The 17,193-nt window shown below is 35.0% G+C and carries 20 protein-coding genes and 3 pseudogenes; 19 read left to right on the top strand and 4 right to left on the bottom strand.

The window, feature by feature from the left end:
• Positions 1-36: 36 nt before the first annotated feature.
• The 7 genes from AC25Y6_RS11465 (at position 37) to AC25Y6_RS11435 (ending at position 4,545) form a co-directional block, all read left to right on the top strand.
• Positions 37-462, top strand: a complete 426-nt coding sequence (locus tag AC25Y6_RS11465) for a GNAT family N-acetyltransferase (protein WP_488143117.1) — start codon at positions 37-39, stop codon at positions 460-462.
• A 178-nt stretch (positions 463-640) separates the two neighbouring features.
• Positions 641-1,024, top strand: a complete 384-nt coding sequence (locus AC25Y6_RS11460) for a DUF1398 family protein (protein ID WP_488143116.1) — start codon at positions 641-643, stop codon at positions 1,022-1,024.
• A 29-nt stretch (positions 1,025-1,053) separates the two neighbouring features.
• Positions 1,054-1,965: a DNA/RNA non-specific endonuclease gene (locus tag AC25Y6_RS11455; protein ID WP_488143115.1), complete on the top strand. Its 912-nt coding sequence runs from the start codon at positions 1,054-1,056 to the stop codon at positions 1,963-1,965.
• Positions 1,966-2,276: 311 nt separating this feature from the next.
• A complete protein-coding gene (locus AC25Y6_RS11450; protein ID WP_488143114.1) occupies positions 2,277-2,702 on the top strand; it encodes a hypothetical protein in 426 nt (141 codons plus the stop codon).
• 92 nt (positions 2,703-2,794) lie between these two features.
• Positions 2,795-3,463: a DNA alkylation repair protein gene (locus AC25Y6_RS11445; protein ID WP_488143113.1), complete on the top strand. Its 669-nt coding sequence runs from the start codon at positions 2,795-2,797 to the stop codon at positions 3,461-3,463.
• Positions 3,464-3,621: 158 nt separating this feature from the next.
• The gene (locus tag AC25Y6_RS11440; protein ID WP_488143112.1) at positions 3,622-3,852 is read left to right on the top strand and encodes a PepSY domain-containing protein; all 231 of its coding nucleotides are present in this window, start codon (positions 3,622-3,624) and stop codon (positions 3,850-3,852) included.
• 435 nt (positions 3,853-4,287) lie between these two features.
• Positions 4,288-4,545 carry a hypothetical protein gene (locus tag AC25Y6_RS11435; RefSeq protein WP_488143111.1) on the top strand — a complete coding sequence of 86 codons (258 nt, stop codon included), beginning with the start codon at positions 4,288-4,290 and terminating at the stop codon, positions 4,543-4,545.
• Between the two features lie 329 nt (positions 4,546-4,874).
• Here AC25Y6_RS11435 and sspO read toward each other — a convergent pair whose 3' ends face one another.
• On the bottom strand, positions 4,875-5,030 hold the full coding sequence (gene sspO, locus AC25Y6_RS11430; protein ID WP_482103488.1) for a small acid-soluble spore protein SspO: 156 nt from the start codon (positions 5,028-5,030) through the stop codon (positions 4,875-4,877).
• 209 nt (positions 5,031-5,239) lie between these two features.
• On the opposite strand from sspO, the pseudogene AC25Y6_RS11425 reads away from it, so the two are divergent.
• The 12 genes and pseudogenes from AC25Y6_RS11425 (at position 5,240) to AC25Y6_RS11370 (ending at position 14,271) form a co-directional block, all read left to right on the top strand.
• Positions 5,240-5,840: pseudogene (locus AC25Y6_RS11425) on the top strand (FMN-binding negative transcriptional regulator).
• Positions 5,841-5,949: 109 nt separating this feature from the next.
• Positions 5,950-6,543, top strand: a pseudogene (locus tag AC25Y6_RS11420) (DUF2441 domain-containing protein).
• 152 nt (positions 6,544-6,695) lie between these two features.
• Positions 6,696-7,358 carry a hypothetical protein gene (locus AC25Y6_RS11415; protein WP_488143110.1) on the top strand — a complete coding sequence of 221 codons (663 nt, stop codon included), beginning with the start codon at positions 6,696-6,698 and terminating at the stop codon, positions 7,356-7,358.
• 294 nt (positions 7,359-7,652) lie between these two features.
• Positions 7,653-7,943: an RNA polymerase alpha subunit C-terminal domain-containing protein gene (locus AC25Y6_RS11410; RefSeq protein WP_488143109.1), complete on the top strand. Its 291-nt coding sequence runs from the start codon at positions 7,653-7,655 to the stop codon at positions 7,941-7,943.
• Between the two features lie 142 nt (positions 7,944-8,085).
• Positions 8,086-8,631: a GrpB family protein gene (locus AC25Y6_RS11405; RefSeq protein ID WP_488143108.1), complete on the top strand. Its 546-nt coding sequence runs from the start codon at positions 8,086-8,088 to the stop codon at positions 8,629-8,631.
• A gap of 65 nt (positions 8,632-8,696) precedes the next feature.
• Positions 8,697-8,855 (top strand): hypothetical protein, encoded by a 159-nt coding sequence (locus AC25Y6_RS11400; protein WP_488143107.1) that lies wholly within the window; start codon positions 8,697-8,699, stop codon positions 8,853-8,855.
• Between the two features lie 223 nt (positions 8,856-9,078).
• On the top strand, positions 9,079-9,558 hold the full coding sequence (locus tag AC25Y6_RS11395) for a VanZ family protein (protein WP_488143106.1): 480 nt from the start codon (positions 9,079-9,081) through the stop codon (positions 9,556-9,558).
• Positions 9,559-9,743: 185 nt separating this feature from the next.
• Entirely contained in the window at positions 9,744-10,091 is a 348-nt protein-coding gene (locus tag AC25Y6_RS11390) for a hypothetical protein (protein ID WP_488143105.1), read from the top strand.
• 450 nt (positions 10,092-10,541) lie between these two features.
• Positions 10,542-10,958 (top strand): DUF3139 domain-containing protein, encoded by a 417-nt coding sequence (locus tag AC25Y6_RS11385; protein ID WP_488143104.1) that lies wholly within the window; start codon positions 10,542-10,544, stop codon positions 10,956-10,958.
• Positions 10,959-11,123: 165 nt separating this feature from the next.
• Positions 11,124-11,504: a hypothetical protein gene (locus AC25Y6_RS11380; protein ID WP_488143103.1), complete on the top strand. Its 381-nt coding sequence runs from the start codon at positions 11,124-11,126 to the stop codon at positions 11,502-11,504.
• A gap of 278 nt (positions 11,505-11,782) precedes the next feature.
• Positions 11,783-12,984 (top strand): annotated as a pseudogene (locus AC25Y6_RS11375) (IS110 family RNA-guided transposase).
• Positions 12,985-13,704: 720 nt separating this feature from the next.
• Complete coding sequence (locus tag AC25Y6_RS11370) at positions 13,705-14,271, top strand: dihydrofolate reductase family protein (protein WP_488143102.1); 567 nt, start codon at positions 13,705-13,707, stop codon at positions 14,269-14,271.
• Between the two features lie 153 nt (positions 14,272-14,424).
• Here AC25Y6_RS11370 and AC25Y6_RS11365 read toward each other — a convergent pair whose 3' ends face one another.
• From AC25Y6_RS11365 to AC25Y6_RS11355, 3 genes are all read right to left on the bottom strand, one after another.
• Complete coding sequence (locus AC25Y6_RS11365; protein ID WP_488143101.1) at positions 14,425-14,790, bottom strand: hypothetical protein; 366 nt, start codon at positions 14,788-14,790, stop codon at positions 14,425-14,427.
• Between the two features lie 248 nt (positions 14,791-15,038).
• Positions 15,039-15,251, bottom strand: a complete 213-nt coding sequence (locus AC25Y6_RS11360) for a DUF3243 family protein (protein ID WP_488141603.1) — start codon at positions 15,249-15,251, stop codon at positions 15,039-15,041.
• Positions 15,252-15,613: 362 nt separating this feature from the next.
• On the bottom strand, positions 15,614-16,813 hold the full coding sequence (locus AC25Y6_RS11355; RefSeq protein WP_488143100.1) for an MFS transporter: 1,200 nt from the start codon (positions 16,811-16,813) through the stop codon (positions 15,614-15,616).
• Positions 16,814-17,193: the final 380 nt, after the last annotated feature.

Raw genomic sequence — 17,193 nt, 5'->3', positions numbered from 1 at the left:
AAATATATACTCAAAAACTTAAATGGAGGGAAAGTTATGAAAATAACTCAGCAATGGAATCAAGAAGACAGTGATTTTATTCGTAAAAAGGTAATTGAACACAATCTTTCTAAACTACCGGATGATGTAAAACACCCAGTCAAAAACATTAGCTTTATCCTTAGAGATGAAGAGGAGAAAATTTTAGGTGGCATTACAGGAACGATTTTTTGGTATCACTTACATATTAATTTCTTATGGGTTGATGAATCTCTAAGAGGTAAAGGATACGGAAAACAGTTATTAGATAATATAGAGGATATTGCAAGAGAAAATAGGTGCAAACTCATACAACTAGATACATTTAGCTTTCAAGCACCGAATTTCTATCAAAAACATGGTTATGAAGTAGTTGGTATTATAGAAGAACATCCTATTAAAGATAATCAACAGTATTATCTTTCGAAGAAACTAGTTCATTGAGATACCTTGTTCAACTAACGAGCGCTTTAGTTAAAGAACGAGGGTTTTCTTAGGTAACTCTTTTTCAGGTTTGTTGAATAAACGAGTATGTCCCATTTTTACAAGAATTAGAAGTACCACTCAGGTTAGAATAGAGATGAAGAATATTTAAGAATTAATTCTAATAGGAGGTATATGTATGAATGACAAAATAACAGAAAGTGAGTTTCAAGAGATTATCCGTAGAAGAAGTAACGGCGAGATAACCTTTTCGCAATTCCTAGAAGAACTGTCTCAAAGAGGCATAAAAGAATACGAAATAGAAGTTGCTACGGGTCAAGCCACATATAAAGGAGTTCATGCGGCGTTTAAAACAGATTCCCAAGTAAGCTTGGTTATCTCAGATAAATTCAATAGAAATAAGGTGGTTGAGGCAATCTCTAACATCTCACTTCCCTTCTTAGCCTTCTTAGAAGAGATTGCTGAGGGTGGAATTGTAACCTATCGTGTGGACATACCTGAGAAAAAGGTTACTTATATTGGAATCGGAGAAGAAAGTATTGAAGAACAGCTTAAAATTTAAAGAAATTCTAGAAATAGGAGAGTCCTAAAATGAAAAAGAAAATGAACTATTTAATCTTACTGTTAACGACCATCTTTATGGTGGGTTGTACCAACTTAGAAGAAGCATCCATTTCAGAAGTAGAAACAGATCCACAAGAGGTAACCACAGAAGAATCTATCACTACGGTTGTTGAAGAACCAGTAGTAGAGGAAACACCAACCCAACCAAATAAGGAACTGTTCACAGGATATAAACTTATTGAAGTCGATGGTGGTGATTTGTCTGGATATCGTGAGCCTAACGTCGTCGTTGACATTGGTTACGGGGACCGTGAATATTGGGCATTTACTAATGAATACGGGCAACTAGTACGTGTCATTACCGACGAAGTCATTATGCAAGATGACAGCAATGAAACTGTATTATCGTCTGGCAGATACTATTCTGATGAGGCAAAGGTTCCTGGCGTCGAAAGTGACGTTCTAGATGAAGGACATATAATTGCGGATTCTCTCGGAGGTGTATCGAATGCTTATAATATTACCCCACAAGATAGTACGCTCAACCGACATGGTGATCAAGCTTATATGGAAAACGTGATTCGTAGCACAGGTGGAGCTACGAATTTTGAGGCAATAATCACATATCCGAATACGAAAACGCAGATTCCTTCGAGTTATCAGTATACCTATACTTTAATGGGTAACGAGATCGTTGATATATTTGACAATGTGAACCCTGATGAAGTAAACGCATCGCTCGGTTTAACAGGTAGTGAGCCTTCTGATTCAACTAGTTCAAACACAAACGGTGATATTTCTAGTGTTGATACAAACGGTAATGGACAGGTGACGATCAAAGAAGCAAAAGCAGCAGGTTTTAGTATGCCAATAACGAGCGATCATTGGTTATACCCCTATATGCGCGATAATGATAATGACGGTATGGTGGGCGAGTAAGCCCCCTAGAACTTTGAGGCAATATGAATGAACGCAAGAACATTTTTCTCGTTGGTCGATTTATAACAATTTGTAAACGGGTGTCTATGCAGTAACAACTGAAGTAAATGGTCATATCATCTATAAAATTTGTTAGTGAAAATATATATAATTTTCACTAACAAGTGCTTTACTTCAAGAAGGAGTAAAGCCTTTTTTCTTCATCCACTAACGAAGCAGGTTAGTGGAAGAAAAGGTATTTATAGAGGCGTGTTGAAGTAGTTAATATATGTAGATAATTCAATTCAACATCTTTTTAGGGGGAAATTGATTTGAAGAAAATAATCAATTTATTATTTACAATAATGCTTTTAACAGCTTGTTCAGAGACTACGTACAATGATTATAAATTTAGTGGAGAAAGTGAACATTGGGAAGCTGAATACACCTATAAAGGAACTGAGAAATCGGGAGGAAAAGACGGTTCTTCGAATAAAGATAGTTATGAGTTTAGATTGAAATATAAAGGTACTTTAGAAGAGTTGTCTTCATTACAAAAACTTGAATACTCTTATGAAACTAATAGTAGTGGAGGAGATAGCACTGAAGAGTTCACGGAACCCCCATCAACAGTAACGTTTTCGTCTTCAGGTCGTTCAAAAGGGGGAGCAAAAATAGGGGAAGACGAAGTTATAAAAGTAAATGTAAAATGGGATGACTTTGAAGAGTCATTTGAACTGCATAATAAAAGTAAGTAACTCTGTTGAACTAAAGGGTGCTTTAGTGAAAAGTAATGGGGTTGCCAGAGGTAACATTATGAAACAGTGCTTTAATAAAGGAGTTGTATAAAATGAATGAAAATAAAGGTACAGAAATAAAACGCTCTTCAAAAGCAGAAAACATTCTCCCTCAGATCAATAGTAAAACTAAGCTAGGCGACTTACGAAAAATCGCGAAGGACATTAAAAAAGATCACGAACTAGCTATGGAACTTTGGTCAACCGAAGAGTTTTTGCCCAGACTATTAGCAATCTTAATTATGGACAAAAAACTACTTTCACAAGATGTGCTAAATAAGCTTGATAAGGATATGCAGACTCACACTTTTGATGAGCGAAATAACTTAATGGATTGGTTAATGGCCAATCAGCTCACCAAAGACAAGAAGAAAATTGCATTGATGGAGTCATGGGAAAATAATCCTTCTGCTCTTCAAAGGCGAGCTTTCTGGTATTATCAAGGGCGATTGAGATGGACTGGACAAACACCGCCTGATAACACCGCAGACTTGCTATCTGCAATAGAAGCTAATATTACGCAGGAAGAACCGGAAGTTCAGTGGGCTATGAATTTCACCGCATGCTGGATAGGCGTTTATGATGAAAATAATCGTGCACGTTGTATTAAACTTGGTGAGAAAACGGGTCTTTACAAAGATGAAATAGTAGCAAAAGGATGTACTCCCAGCTATTTGCCGGAGTTCATTACGATTGAAGTTAACAAACGACATAATAATTAGTTACCTCTGAAAAGTTCATTTAACTATTCTTAACAGATGATCTGATTGTGAATGTATACACTTAAACTAACGAAGCGAGTTAGTTCAATAATGGTGTTACTAATGACGCTTCTCTTGCATAATATACAGATACATTATGTGAAAGGCGGCCATTTTCAATGGTAAACCAAATGCCTAATAATAGTCAGCGAATCACTACCGAACAGGCAATACAAATCGCCCTTCAAATGATACCTGGGCAGGTTCTACATGTAGACCTGGATATGGAAAACGGTATTTTGTTCTATGAAGTCTTCATTTTAACACCTCAGAACATGACATACGAAGTTGAGGTAAATTCAAAAACAGGAAGAATTCATAAGATTGATCAAGAAAATGATTTTGATTAAACCATAAAGTAGTTGTTTCACTATCGGGTAGCTTTAGTTCAAGAAGAATAGGACTTGCGTTTATGATTAAACTTCATATATGTAAGTCCTTTTGTTATGCCTTCACACATAGATAAGTAATAGAGCGATGACTCTATCGCCTGCTAGTGGTTCTTAGGATTCTTTGGGTAATAGGAAATTATAAATCACATGGTTGTTATGCAAACACCAATCTTCTATATCACCTCTCTACACCAATATTTGTAAATGTGTTACGCTATACCTAACGACTGACTATTCTGCTATTAAACTAACTAGGCAGGATTGTTCAATACGAATGAAAAGTAAAGGTGAATTGTAAAGCGAAGTGAGGATGATGAATCAACATGAAAGAATGTTGTTTTAAGATTAATTTATCTTTAGAAGAAGCTAAAAAAAGTTATTGTAGTTGAATGAATGAAGAGATTGAATTTGAATTGGATGAGTAGGACGAAACTAGCAAATGGTAGATCTGTTATCTATGTTTACTATGATGAAGGTTTAAATGTAGAGCTTATAGTAATAAAAAATGGTGCGTTAATAAGAGAGTTTTCACTTTATGAAGATGAACCAGATGCTAATGTGAATTTTGGAGCATTTGAATATGAAGAACATTCACCAATAGAAGATTGGATTGATGTAGTTACTTTTCTTGAAAAAGAATTCCGAGCCTAGATGATAGTTAAATCAGGAACCAACTCCATTATTCTTATAATAAAAGCAGGCTAGTGAAAAAATCAGAATAGGATTAATCTCCCATGAGTGCTACTCATATAGAGTGCGACAGTCTGTGGTGCAGCGTTTTTTGCAGCGTGGATGGCTAACAGGTTTGTGAAATTAAAATAAAGAACAGAATCCCCCAAAAAGAGGACAACGAATGACAAAGCTCAATGCTGTTATCAATCGTTGTCCTCTGGTTGGCCAAGGGGACTTATTTAATCTAAACCACAGTTCTAAGCAGAATATAGTAAAAAAATGAAGTAGCCGTCTTACATCATTTTAGCTCATTGCCGCTTCTTCGTTTTCTTATTATTATGTCTCTCTGCCGGTGTCAAGGGTTTGTTTGCAAGTTCATGATCGAACTCCCTTGATAAATTCTTACTATCCGCTTGCTTATCACTAGCGTTACCACTTAAATTGTTCTTCGGGCTGTTGCTCACTATATACACCTCCATGATTTTAGTTTGCCACGTGGTGTCCTTAATATGCATTTTTGTTAAATCTTACGGCTGTTTTTTCTTGTTCACTAAAAGTAGCAGGTTACTTCAATAAAATTGCATTATGCTAGGATAGGTTTCAATCAAGTTGTACTGAAACAATAACTGATAATGACCAAAACACTCTAATTTTTGATGAAGGGAGAAACATCATGTATATTCCTAATCATTTTAAGGTCACAAATTTTGAGGAAATCAGGAGATTCATTTGGAACACTTATCACCACCAAGAAAGGGAAACCAATTGCAACTCACTTACCCTTGCAGTTGAACAAAAAAGAAGATGATTACTATATAACAGGGCATATGGCTTATGGGAATCCTCAATGGAGAACATTCGAAACCTGTGAAGATGTATTGATTACTTTCCAAGGACCACACGCATATATCTCTTCTTCTTGGTATGAACAGGAAAATGTCCCGACATGGAATTATCAAGCGGTCCATGTATATGGCGCAGGCGTTATTATGGACGTAGAAGAATCGAAAGAGGACCTGACAATGTTGCTGCAAAAATACGAAAAACATCGAGAGAGTCCAATTTTGTGGGAAAAACTTTCTCCACAGTTATTAGAAAAAGAACTAAAAGGTATTGTTGGATTTAAGATTAAGGTCCAAGAAATTCAAGCTGCCGATAAACTAAGTCAAAATCGTAACGAAGAGGACTATCAAAACATCGTTAATAAACTATATGAGGAAAAGGATATGAACTCTCAACAAATCGCACAAGTTATGGAGAGGAAATTAAAATAGGACAAATAATTAGATAGATAAAACTATCTTCAACTATTGAGTAGCTTTAGTTGAACAAGGTACCCCTTTATACGAATTAATTTAGGTGATAAGGAATAGGAGGTAGACTATGAAAGAGAATGAGCTGTATGTTTATCACATTGTTACTAGAAATAAAATGAGTCTAGGTCAAATAATTAGCTTTGACAAGAACCATAGAAATACCTTATATAGCTTCTTTTTTGAAAGAGAGCAATTGAATTCTAAAGGAGAAGACTTTTTTTAGATTTTAACAGAACATTATTCAACTGAAGGCTTGTACTTGAATAAGGAAAATGCCGATGTAGCTATGAAGTACGCAGACCAAACAATAAGAGCTATCAGAGAAATGATAGTTGAAACGGTCAGACTACAAGAATATCCACAATACCCTTCAAGAATGTCTTGTTTATTTGCTGCAAAAAACTATGAAGATGTAATGAAATGGAAAGAATTATTCGATTCATATAATCGGGAGGTTTTGCAGATTGTTAAACTTCGAGTGATTGGTAATTCTTTTGAGGGCGATGGAAACCTTTTACCAAAAGAAGATGGGATTCCATTCTCTCGGAAATTTGAACAAGCTAGGGAATATTGGCAGGGAAATGTAAATAACGAACTTCCTGAACTTTTATTTGACGGGAAAATAGAAGTGGTTGAAGTTATTGATGATTTCACTGCTTAAAAACAAATTTGTTAGTAACAGATTGTTTTATTTTACAGAGAGACAGATCAATCCTTCTGTTCAGCTTCATTAGTTGCTAACTGAACTAACAAAAGTTTCTCCTTATCGGTGCCTGTAAGTACTTAAATTATACTTAAAGGAGTGGAAAAATAATGGTGAAAAAGTTTCTAAGTATTATTACAATAATTGGATTATTAACGGCTTGTAGTAACGAGGGTAGTCAAACAAATAAAAATCAAATCATCAATGATCCGGAAAAAGAAATACCGGAAAATGATAAAAATCAATCGAATTCAAAAGATGAGGTTGAAGATAATGAAACTAGCATGGAGATTCATACAGGCTCTACCGAAACAGTCATTAGAAAAAATGAAGGACAGGACCAGGAAATTAAAGTTATTAATTATCATATACCAACCTATGGTGTTGCTTATCAATTAGATGAAGTATTCGGTGTACCTGAAGTGAGCAACAACCAAATAACTTATTCAACTCAATACGATGACTATGAGATAACGTTAGAGATGATAGAGCACGCAAATCTTGAAAAAGCTGTATCGAATCTGCAAGAAAGATTTGAAACAGAAGGATATGAAGAAAGTTTTGAAGAAGGTTATGAATTGAAAAGCACACCGGTTGAAGAAAATGGTTTGATAGGAAAAACACAATTTTATGGCGACCATCCAATGAAAGGATTTATTGCATATGAGATTGATGAACATGCACTAGTGATTACTTTTCAATATCCAATAGAAGGTGCAGATGCGATAAACCCACTTTTAGAAGACTTACGAAAATCGATTCATGTACAATAATTAATTATTGAACATAGCAGGTTGGTTCAATTAGAAGTCACAAGTGAGGTAGGTAACGAAAAATAAATGTGATTATATCGTTTATAACATCAGTATTTGTACTTTCAGTTTCAGCTTACACTTTCCTCCATTAACGGGTGCTTTACTTCAAATAGGAGTTAAGTACCCTTTTCTAGTTCAACTAAAGTGGAAGGATTGCTGAAAAGACATACATAGATTTTGTCGAGATTGTACAACTAATATACAATAAAATTAAGAGGAAATTGGATACAAAATTTGTTAGGAGTGATCATTTTGACAGTAGAAAAAAGTGCAAGGGTTTGTGAAAAGGGACATACGTATTACAAAAGCAGTGAGTGTACAAGTTGTCCTACGTGCGACAAAGAGAATAAGCCTAAAAGTGGCTTCCTTGCGAAACTTAGTTCACCAGCAAGAAATGCTTTGATTCACGCAGGGATTGACACGTTGAAAGAACTATCACAGTACACTGAAAATGAAATCTTAAAAATTCACGGCATCGGACCAGCTTCCTTACCTACTATGAGAACTTTTTTAGAAGAAGAAGGGTTGTCATTTAAAAAATGAAATTAATCGCATAAATCGAATTCGATGAGCAAGACTTGAACGTTTTAAATGTTCGCTTGAAGTCGGCAGGCCTTTAAGGATTGTTGGGAGAATCCCTCAATCCTTTTATTAGCTTTATCTAGAAGAATGGAGGGAAGTTATTATGAGAAAAACTGAAATCCGTCCTTGGACTGAAGAATGGGAAAAGCGATATAGTCACGAAGAGAAATTATTAAAAGGGATATTGATTGATGAACTAGTTGATATTTTTCATATCGGAAGCACCTCTGTACCAGCAGTAGGTTACGCAAAACCAATAATTGATATTTTAGTTGTCGTTAAGAATATTGAAAAGATTGATATATTTAATGATGAATTACGGAGTTTTGGATATGAACCTAAAGGTGAGAACGGGATCACAGGAAGAAGGTACTTTCCGAAGGGGAATGAAAATAGAAGCCATCACCTACATATATTTCAAGTAGGTAATGAAAATATAAAGACGCATTTGGATTTCAAAGAATACTTAGTAAAACATCCGGAATATGCTATAAAGTATGGAGAAGTTAAAATAGAATTGGCAAAACAGTACCCAGATAATCATTATAAGTATCAAGATGGAAAGCAGAAATTTGTTAATGAATTAGTTCTTAGGGCAAAAGACTGGGCTGCAAAAAGAAAACAGACAGGAGATTGCAGCAGCAACTGAAGAAGAGAATGGGGGTTTTTAGGTCGCATTTGACACGAAATAAGAAACAAAGGGGATGTGCAGAAATGAATAACAAAACTAAATCAACTGTTTCTACAGGCATTACATTCGGTTCAGCTTTAGCTATTGCAATTTCTTGGAGTGTACACAAATCTATATTGTGGGCTTGTATACACGGGGTATTTAGCTGGCTGTATGTAATTTATTATGCAGTGACTCGTTAAATTATTTCAAAAGTCGAATAGGACTGACAACTTTAAATTCATGATTTTGAACTAATGGGTGCTTTAGTTGAACAAGAAATAGTAAAACGGATTTTATTCATCTTCAACAAACGGGTGCTTTACTTCCATTAGGGGTTAAGCACCCTTTGCATATTCAACTAAAGAAGCAGTAGAGTTTAAGAGTTAACATTAAAAATGCGAAGAAAGACAGGCTGAGGAGTAAATGAAAAAAATAATAAAGATGATTTTTGGTATCAGTTTCATATTCTATTTGTTAGTACTGGTAATGCTGTTGTTTGTGGGAGTTATGTTTGTGGGAATTAGAGGTCATATATGGACAGACTTATCGTTGATAGAATATATAAAAGATTCTTCAAATTTTGTTCCGTTTAAAACAATCAGTACATATATTCAGGCGTTATTTGATGGCAGTATGAAAATTGATATACCTATCAAAAACCTTGTTGGTAATTTATTTATGTTTTTGCCAATGGGTATTTTTCTCCCATTTTTCATAGTCAAAATAAATAAAGTCAGGATATTTACTATTTCAATGATTATATTGTTATTCTTTATCGAAGCTATACAATTAGTTACAAGAAGGGGAAGTTTTGATATAGATGATTTCATTCTTAATACGCTTGGTGCTTTGATAGGTTTTGGGATTTGGAAATCGAAACTCGTTCAGAAATTACTTAATTAACATTTATTTCTTCTTATTAAGCTAACGGGTGCTTTACTATATGAAGTAATAAAGCCTTTTTCTTATTGAACTAACGAAGCAGATTAGTTCAATAAGGAAAAGAAAAAAATACCATATCAATTACATTGATATATTGTTAATATTTGAAATGTAAAAAAACTGATATAAGAAAATTGGAGGATATTATGACTTTTGAAGAGCTAACAAAAAACAAACCAACGGTAGAATGGAAACAAAGAATGGATGAAGATGAAGATGATGACCTTTTTACCGACGAAAATATTTATGCAACTAATGAGGTTCTTAATTCTTACATCAATAACCTAAAAAAACTTGGAGATAATACGACAGAGGAAGACATATTGGAATGTGTTAAAGAAGTGGTAATCAATTTAAATGAACTAAATGAGAAATATGATAACTTTATTGAGACAATGGAGAGAGAAGAACTATGTGATTTTATTATTGAGGCAACAAGTATAGTTGGCTTTGAGTCCGAAGAAGACATAACTGAAGAATGGAGAGAGTGGTAAGAAACGGAAATGCTTATTGAACTAACGGGTGCTTTACTTGAAGATTGTTGAGCTGCTTAGACGGCTCTTTTTTCTTGTTCAACTAAAGGGGCAACAATCGGACCATATTACTGCATAAACTGCGAGGGTGAGAGGTAATGAAAAAAATATATAGAGCTATCCAAGTACTCTTAGTGATATTATCTATAGCGATAATTATGGTTAGCAGCTATTCTACAACGGCAGTAAATGTATTAGGAACAATAGGTATAGCGGTTTCTTTGTTTTATATATATTTTCATAGGAAACTTAAAAAGGATCACGTTCAAGATTAAGTCAGCAATCGAGCGCGATTTTTTAATAAGCGTCTCTGTTCTTACTAAACTAAAGGGTTAGTTGAAGAGTGTTGTACAAAAAAACTTCATTGAATCACGGATTTATAGTTTTGTCACACAGGGAGGAGGAATAGATATGAAGAAAAAAATTATATGGTTTGCTATAGGTTTAATTATACTCATTATCGTGGCGATTCCTTTTGGTTTCTTTTATGTGCTAAGCAACGGAAACCCTTATACAAACTATATAGCGGATAAAAATGTTCCAGTATATTTAGAGGAAAAGGGATACACGGAAAACGATATAGAAGAATCGCATTATGTAGAGCCGAAACACATCATAAATAATGACTTTTATCAAGGTCATTATATGGTTATCTTTCAAGATGAACCAGATGTGACGTATTATTATGGTATAACCAAAAAGGGAAAACAGGTTAAGCAATTTTGTAAAAAAGACAAATTATTATCTGATGGTGTTACAGACATAGTTAAAACTGAAACAAAATATAGTGAAAAAAAATGCGTTAATTCTCTCGATAATCGAAATTAAGGCTTAAAGCAATTTCGTTAGATGCTTCGTGGATCCTTTTTAAGAATAGGGTGCGAATGTTCAATAAGCGTCTCTGTTCTTATTAAACTAACGGTGCAGTTTAGTTGAATAGTGTTGTTTAACTTGTGTTCAACAACCGGATCAGATTGCAGGAGGGTAGAGAAGTTGAAATTTAAAATCGTGGTGACTCTGTTGACGCTCAGTATAGCTGTGAATTTTTTCGTATTAGGAAAATGGCTACTCTTTGAACAATGGTATACGCCTTCTTCAGAGGAAAATATTATCTTAAGCGAAATGATTCAAAAAACAGTCGAGAGCGAAGATTATAAAAAGATTGCTGAAGCTGAGAAGATAATTGCTATTGAAGAGAGAATGGACAGGAACAAAGGTGGAGTTTTTCCTTATTATTTCGGTGTCAGTGTTCGCACTGATAAACAAACCTACATATTCTCTTGCAGCAATAAGCAATGCAATACAATGGAAAATGGTTCGTGGACATACTCCAGATATCAAGACGAAAAACCCCGTCTTCCCTTTAGCAAATAAAAGTGCATATGGATATTCAACTAACGGGTGCTTTCGTATTATAAGGTTAACCAGTAATTTCTGGTTGACCTTTTTTTAATAGGATTTAATATATCAGTAGCCAGGGTAGGACGTACGGGTGCGTGGGACAGTGATCCCGTCAACTAAACTGTCCACCCCCTACTTGTAGAAACATGTTTGAGGCTGGTTGGGACGTAGATCTCGTATAACAAGCGAAGCTATGATACTACAAGAAGGATTAGGGGTACTGGCAAGTAGAAATTTGAGGAGGAATAAAAATGAATCCAGTAGTTGGCCTGGATGTGGCAAAAGGAGAAAGCCAAGTTCAGGCATTCTTAGATAAATCAAAACCGTTTGGAAAGAGCTTTTCTGTGAAGCATACGAGAGAGGAATTACATCGCTTTATTGGATTTTTAAAAGAGATTGAAAAGATGACAGGACAAATGCCTATGGTCATTCTAGAATCCACAGGTCATTATCATACCCCCGTTGTTCAATACATGGAGGAACATGATGTTTTATATATCTTGCTTAACCCTATAATTTCTTATCAGGCTAAGAAGTCCAGTTTAAGAAAGGTGAAAACGGACGCGATCGATGCGTATCAGTTATGTGTGCTTTATTACAAAGAAGATTTTGAACCTCATAAAAACAGAGGACTTCAGCTTTTAGACCTTCGAAATCTTTCAAGACAACAGGAGATCGTTACGAATATGTATGTAGAAGCAAAACTTCAGTTTCATACTATTTTAGATCAAGTATTTCCTGAATATCGGAGGGTTTTTGGTGATCTATATTCAAAGGTTTCATTATTGATGTTAGAAGAATTTCCGACTTCAGAAGCCGTATTATCAGCTGGGGAAAGTAAACTAGCCGTGCGTGTTGCAGAGTTCTGTCCTAGTCGTTCTGTCCAATGGGCAAGAGAAAAGGCAAAAAAATAATGGATGCCGCAATGCGAAATCCATTTCAAAAAGTCGTGTATCAAAGTCATTTAATCAATCTTCAAATGTATATTGAGATGCTTTTTCAGTACCAAGGACACCTTTCAATTTTAGAGAATCGTATTGTGACCTTGGCAAATGATCTAGAAGACTACAAGATAGTCCAATCGATTCCTGGAATAGGAGAAAAAATCGCTGCAACGATTATCTCCGAAATTGGTGAAATCGATCGGTTTAGTCATCCCAAAAAACTAGTTGCCTTTGCAGGAGTAGATCCCAGAGTTTATTCATCAGGAAAATTCACTGCAACAACTAATCGTATTACCAAAAGAGGTTCAAGCAGATTGCGTCACGCCTTATATCTAGCCGTATTATGCGGAATAAGAAGTTCAAGGAACAAAAAGCTTAAAGAATTCTATGATAAGAAAAAGTCAGAAGGAAAGCCTGCCAAAGTAGCGATTGTAGCCTGTATTAATAAATTACTTCATTGGATTTATGCATTATTAAACAGAAAAGAATCTTTCCTTGATATAGCTTAATTAACAGTTTTAATAATGAGAGAGAAAATCTTCCAAAACGTTTTTGGAGGGCTGTTTGGCATGCTCAAAATAGTATAACATAGGGTTAATAAGAATATTAGAGAAAAGTATTGACATCCTATTAGCTGGTTTAGTGGAACAACAGTAATGCTTTTCTAATTAAACTAACGAAGCAGGTTACTTTGAGAGTCGAGTATTTAATTAAACAACTTTATTGTAACCGTTCAGGTTATTACGTGTTTGAGAACAGAGAAGGTGAGTGTGCAATCTATAATTTAACAAATGAAAAAACAACGGTAAAAGTGCATAGTATCCTTTTACCATTGCTTTATTTCAATATATAGTTCGGAATTTGAATCTTTAATACTCGAACTCTTATATAGAATAAGGGGAACATTCTTCGTTAATGAATCAGTGCTTCATGACAACTCAAGAAAGATTATTTTTATCTATCCTATGACTTATTCAGAAACTTTAATGACAATTTTACCAAAAGCACCTCGACCTAGATGCTCGTACGCTTTGATAGCCTCGTCGAAAGAGTACACTGTATCTTACTTTACTAAAAGTAGAGCCTTTTTCATTTTTTTCGTACTAACATAAGGCACTTTCTTGGATTAAGTATTTCGTGAAGCCTCATTTGAAACAATGACTAAACCACTTAATTGTAGAAATAATTTTCTAGTAATGAAAGCACTAAACAGGGTAGGAGGAATGATTATGTCAAATATCGTAAAACAGAGAAGGATCATTTTAGATTTAGCAGTGACTTTAGATGGTTTTATTGAAGGGGAAAATGGAGAAGTTGATTGGTGTATTATGGACCCTGATATGGGGTTCACTGATTTTTTGAATCAAATTGATACGATTATATATGGTAGAAAAAGTTACGATTTATGGGGACAATATATTCCGAAAACAGAAGACTCTGCCAGCAAAGAACTTTGGGGAATGGTTCATAGTAAAGAGAAATATGTGTTTTCCAGAACACAAATAGGGACCGATCATCGAGCACTCTATATCAATGAAAATATTCTTGAAGAAGTAAATAAATTGAAGAATAAGCCTGGTAAAGACATCTGGCTATATGGCGGAGCAAGTCTCATTACTACTTTTATAAATTTAGAGCTTGTCGATGAATTTAGATTATCCATTCACCCTGTTATTTTAGGAGCAGGAAAACCGATGTTTATAGATATAAAACAGAGGCTGAATTTAAAAATGGTACAGCAAAGAACGTTCTCTTCTGGCGTTGTGCAACTAATTTATCATTTAGATGGCAAGTAATAAAAAATTGTAGTGAATCTCATAAGATAAGACTCGATAGTAGCCGTCACTTAAACTACCAAAGGATAGAATTATTACAATAGAAGTGGAAACCCTAAGATAATGGGTTTCCCTTAAAATTGTTGAAGAAGGTTTCCTTATTGGTTAGATAAGTTATTCATTGGAATGATCATCGATTGCTTGGACAGCTAGTTCCAGCGATGTAATTCTTCTTTCTAAAAGCGTTCTCTGCGAACTACCTACTTTTGACTTAGCGTAAATGTTCTCAATTGAAGGGAATAATCCGGTAAGCACATTGCGAGCTTCCGCTAAATCTTCCTGGGTATAAGAATGGGGTAATTGATTCCAAACGTTTTCTAGCATGGCTAAGCCGATGTAAAGAGCATTGAGTCGTTTCATTAATAAGGTAGTATTTGCGCCTTTCTGAGTCATCTGAGCTAAGGCCTTTTCGCATTTACTGATTGTCGATTGAAAGGATTTAATGGATTCCACTTTATCAACTATTGATGCGTTTTCCATGTTCTAGCTTTCCTTTCTTCGTCTTCGAATTATTTTGAACCTGATTTCGCTATTTCTGTAACCAAGAATATCATTTTACGTTACTTAAAAAGATTAACCAAGTTTATATCCACTATCAAAAAGACGATGGTCTCCATTCCGAAAGAGCTTCTGGTGGGCAACTAGAATTCGCATACCTCATTCTATCAACTCTCCCATTTTAGACTATCAAACTAACTTACACACTTTATGCGACAAACCCTCTGAATTTATACTTTACGCACCATTTCCACTAGTGTCTGTGCAAGCCTATGTTGTTCATCGGTAGATCCAGTTTTCAAAAGTTCCATTACCATATTCAATTCCAGGCAGCTGGGTTCTTCGTGTTCGACGGGATAATTTGTAACTAACTCCGTAGGTTTAACATGCTTTTCATCACTTAACCCCATGTTTTTACCTAACTCAACTCTCTCTAAATGCATGTAGGGTCACACTCCTTTAATGTTATATATATAGCATGGGTAATTCTTGTCAAAATATACAGTAGAACCATAGTGAATTTCGATAAGTGAAAGTCGGCTTCATTTTAATAGGACCCAACTTCATTCAATTACATCCTTAATTGCTGTTCTTCAAAGGCTTTAAAAGAAGTTATTAATGCAAAATCAGAAAATGAATGAACAGTCTGAGGTGAAAACAAAGTGAAAAAACACTTCGGGAAAATTAAATTAGAAAACAAAATTCTGCAACAAGTAAAGTAGGGGCTGTCCCCAAAGTCAATGTTGACAATGGTACAGCCCCAGTTTGTTATGTTTCATCCCGTCCATATGCAAGTATGTTTCGTTCAGGATGTTTTTTCCTTATTAGCCTCTAATGTCATCGTTTTCTTGCTCCCAATTAGATACAATAACAGAATAACAATCATGGAAGCTGCAGAATAAGTAAAGGTCATGCCGTACCCAACATTTTTTGCTAAGAATCCAAGTCCTACTGATCCGACGGCCAAACCAAAATCTATAAAAATAAGAAGCATAGAATTGGCTGTTGCTTTTTTCTCGGGTGGAACAAGAGTTAATGCCCAAGCTTGAATAATTGGATGGATTATGGCAAAAGCGATACCGAATAATACCCCTGAAACGATAACCATCCACATCTTAGTTGAGAAACCTAACAAGATCAAACCTACTGCCCCTGAAATGGCACCAGGAATAATAAGAATTCTGTGACCGAATCTGTCGAATATTTTACCTGAGAAAGCACGAACTAATACCATCGCAATTCCCTGTGCGATAAAAAACTGTGAAATACTTCCTCCAACCTTGATTTCTTTACCAAACGGCCCCATAAAGTTTACAGTTCCTGCAATTGCCATATAATTGAATGCTACCAAAATACATGGAAGAAGGACACGCTTATCGAACATGTACGTATAGAAAGGTTCTTTATTTGTCTCCTGTGGACTTTCCTTTTCTGTTTTAACCGTATTTTTTGTGAAAAAACTGCACAAAAATGAAAAGAACATAAGACCTAGAGTTACCATCATCATCGATCGGAATGAATAAGTTGTGAGATAAGAAATAGCGATTAGTGGCCCAATTGTTGTCCCAACGCTTGTAGACATTGCGAAATAGACAATGCCCTCACCTAACCGAGATTTAGGAACAATATTACTTGATATCGTAAAGACTAAACTCGTCAGCATACAAAATCCAATACCTTGTAGTGCTCTAATGACTATTAAAAATCCGATGGAGTCGTTTATAAAAGTAAGACCGATTGTACCCATAAAATACACTAGGGATATGATGAGGAGCAATTTCATATTCACTTTTTGGATAATTACACTCGCAAAGAAGCGCGTAATTAGTGATGCTGTCATTAAGGTCGTGGTCATAATTCCTGCAATTGTAGGATTATCACTAATGGTTGATACAAAAATGGGGAAACCTGCTGTAATCATATAAAATGAAGCGAACATTACTAAAGACAATAATATAATAATTAAATATTGGTTTGTCCATAGTTTAACTTTTCCTTTACCCATCGTATATAAGACCGCCTCTCAGCTATTTTTAAAAATAGAGATGATTTGTATGTGAAAATTGCTAATTAAATCATGACAAATTTATTCTTCCCTTGTTATTAAAAAATATGTAGCGTTTTTTTAAATAACTCAGCTTTAGCATTATCTAAAAACAGCTGTGAAATACTTCCCTTGGAGAAGGAAAGAATTTCACAGCTGTTTTTATAGTTTGATGTCATGTAGCTAAATATCTTCAACTAAGAGGGTTTAATTGAAGCAAAATCCTTTTATTTCTCTCGAATAAGTGGGGTTGAGTTAGCGCAAAACACCTGAATAATAACTGGGCACTGAATAATTCCGATTTCCTTCAATCCCGTTGATTTCCGTTCCGAGCGGACGCT

It is taken from the genome of Sporosarcina sp. Y1004 (genome assembly GCF_057669665.1).
This window is presented reverse-complemented; position numbering and strand designations above follow the sequence as displayed.

Bases quoted from the DNA above. Each gene is read 5' to 3' on its own strand.
- AC25Y6_RS11465 (WP_488143117.1), top strand. From the start codon at position 37: ATGAAAATAACTCAGCAATGGAATCAAGAAGACAGTGATTTTATTCGT.
- AC25Y6_RS11460 (WP_488143116.1), top strand. From the start codon at position 641: ATGAATGACAAAATAACAGAAAGTGAGTTTCAAGAGATTATCCGTAGA.
- AC25Y6_RS11455 (WP_488143115.1), top strand. From the start codon at position 1,054: ATGAAAAAGAAAATGAACTATTTAATCTTACTGTTAACGACCATCTTT.
- AC25Y6_RS11445 (WP_488143113.1), top strand. From the start codon at position 2,795: ATGAATGAAAATAAAGGTACAGAAATAAAACGCTCTTCAAAAGCAGAA.
- AC25Y6_RS11440 (WP_488143112.1), top strand. From the start codon at position 3,622: ATGGTAAACCAAATGCCTAATAATAGTCAGCGAATCACTACCGAACAG.
- AC25Y6_RS11435 (WP_488143111.1), top strand. From the start codon at position 4,288: ATGAAGAGATTGAATTTGAATTGGATGAGTAGGACGAAACTAGCAAAT.
- AC25Y6_RS11415 (WP_488143110.1), top strand. From the start codon at position 6,696: ATGGTGAAAAAGTTTCTAAGTATTATTACAATAATTGGATTATTAACG.
- AC25Y6_RS11405 (WP_488143108.1), top strand. From the start codon at position 8,086: ATGAGAAAAACTGAAATCCGTCCTTGGACTGAAGAATGGGAAAAGCGA.
- AC25Y6_RS11400 (WP_488143107.1), top strand. From the start codon at position 8,697: ATGAATAACAAAACTAAATCAACTGTTTCTACAGGCATTACATTCGGT.
- AC25Y6_RS11395 (WP_488143106.1), top strand. From the start codon at position 9,079: ATGAAAAAAATAATAAAGATGATTTTTGGTATCAGTTTCATATTCTAT.
- AC25Y6_RS11390 (WP_488143105.1), top strand. From the start codon at position 9,744: ATGACTTTTGAAGAGCTAACAAAAAACAAACCAACGGTAGAATGGAAA.
- AC25Y6_RS11385 (WP_488143104.1), top strand. From the start codon at position 10,542: ATGAAGAAAAAAATTATATGGTTTGCTATAGGTTTAATTATACTCATT.
- AC25Y6_RS11370 (WP_488143102.1), top strand. From the start codon at position 13,705: ATGTCAAATATCGTAAAACAGAGAAGGATCATTTTAGATTTAGCAGTG.
- AC25Y6_RS11365 (WP_488143101.1), bottom strand. From the start codon at position 14,790: ATGGAAAACGCATCAATAGTTGATAAAGTGGAATCCATTAAATCCTTT.
- AC25Y6_RS11360 (WP_488141603.1), bottom strand. From the start codon at position 15,251: ATGCATTTAGAGAGAGTTGAGTTAGGTAAAAACATGGGGTTAAGTGAT.
- AC25Y6_RS11355 (WP_488143100.1), bottom strand. From the start codon at position 16,813: ATGGGTAAAGGAAAAGTTAAACTATGGACAAACCAATATTTAATTATT.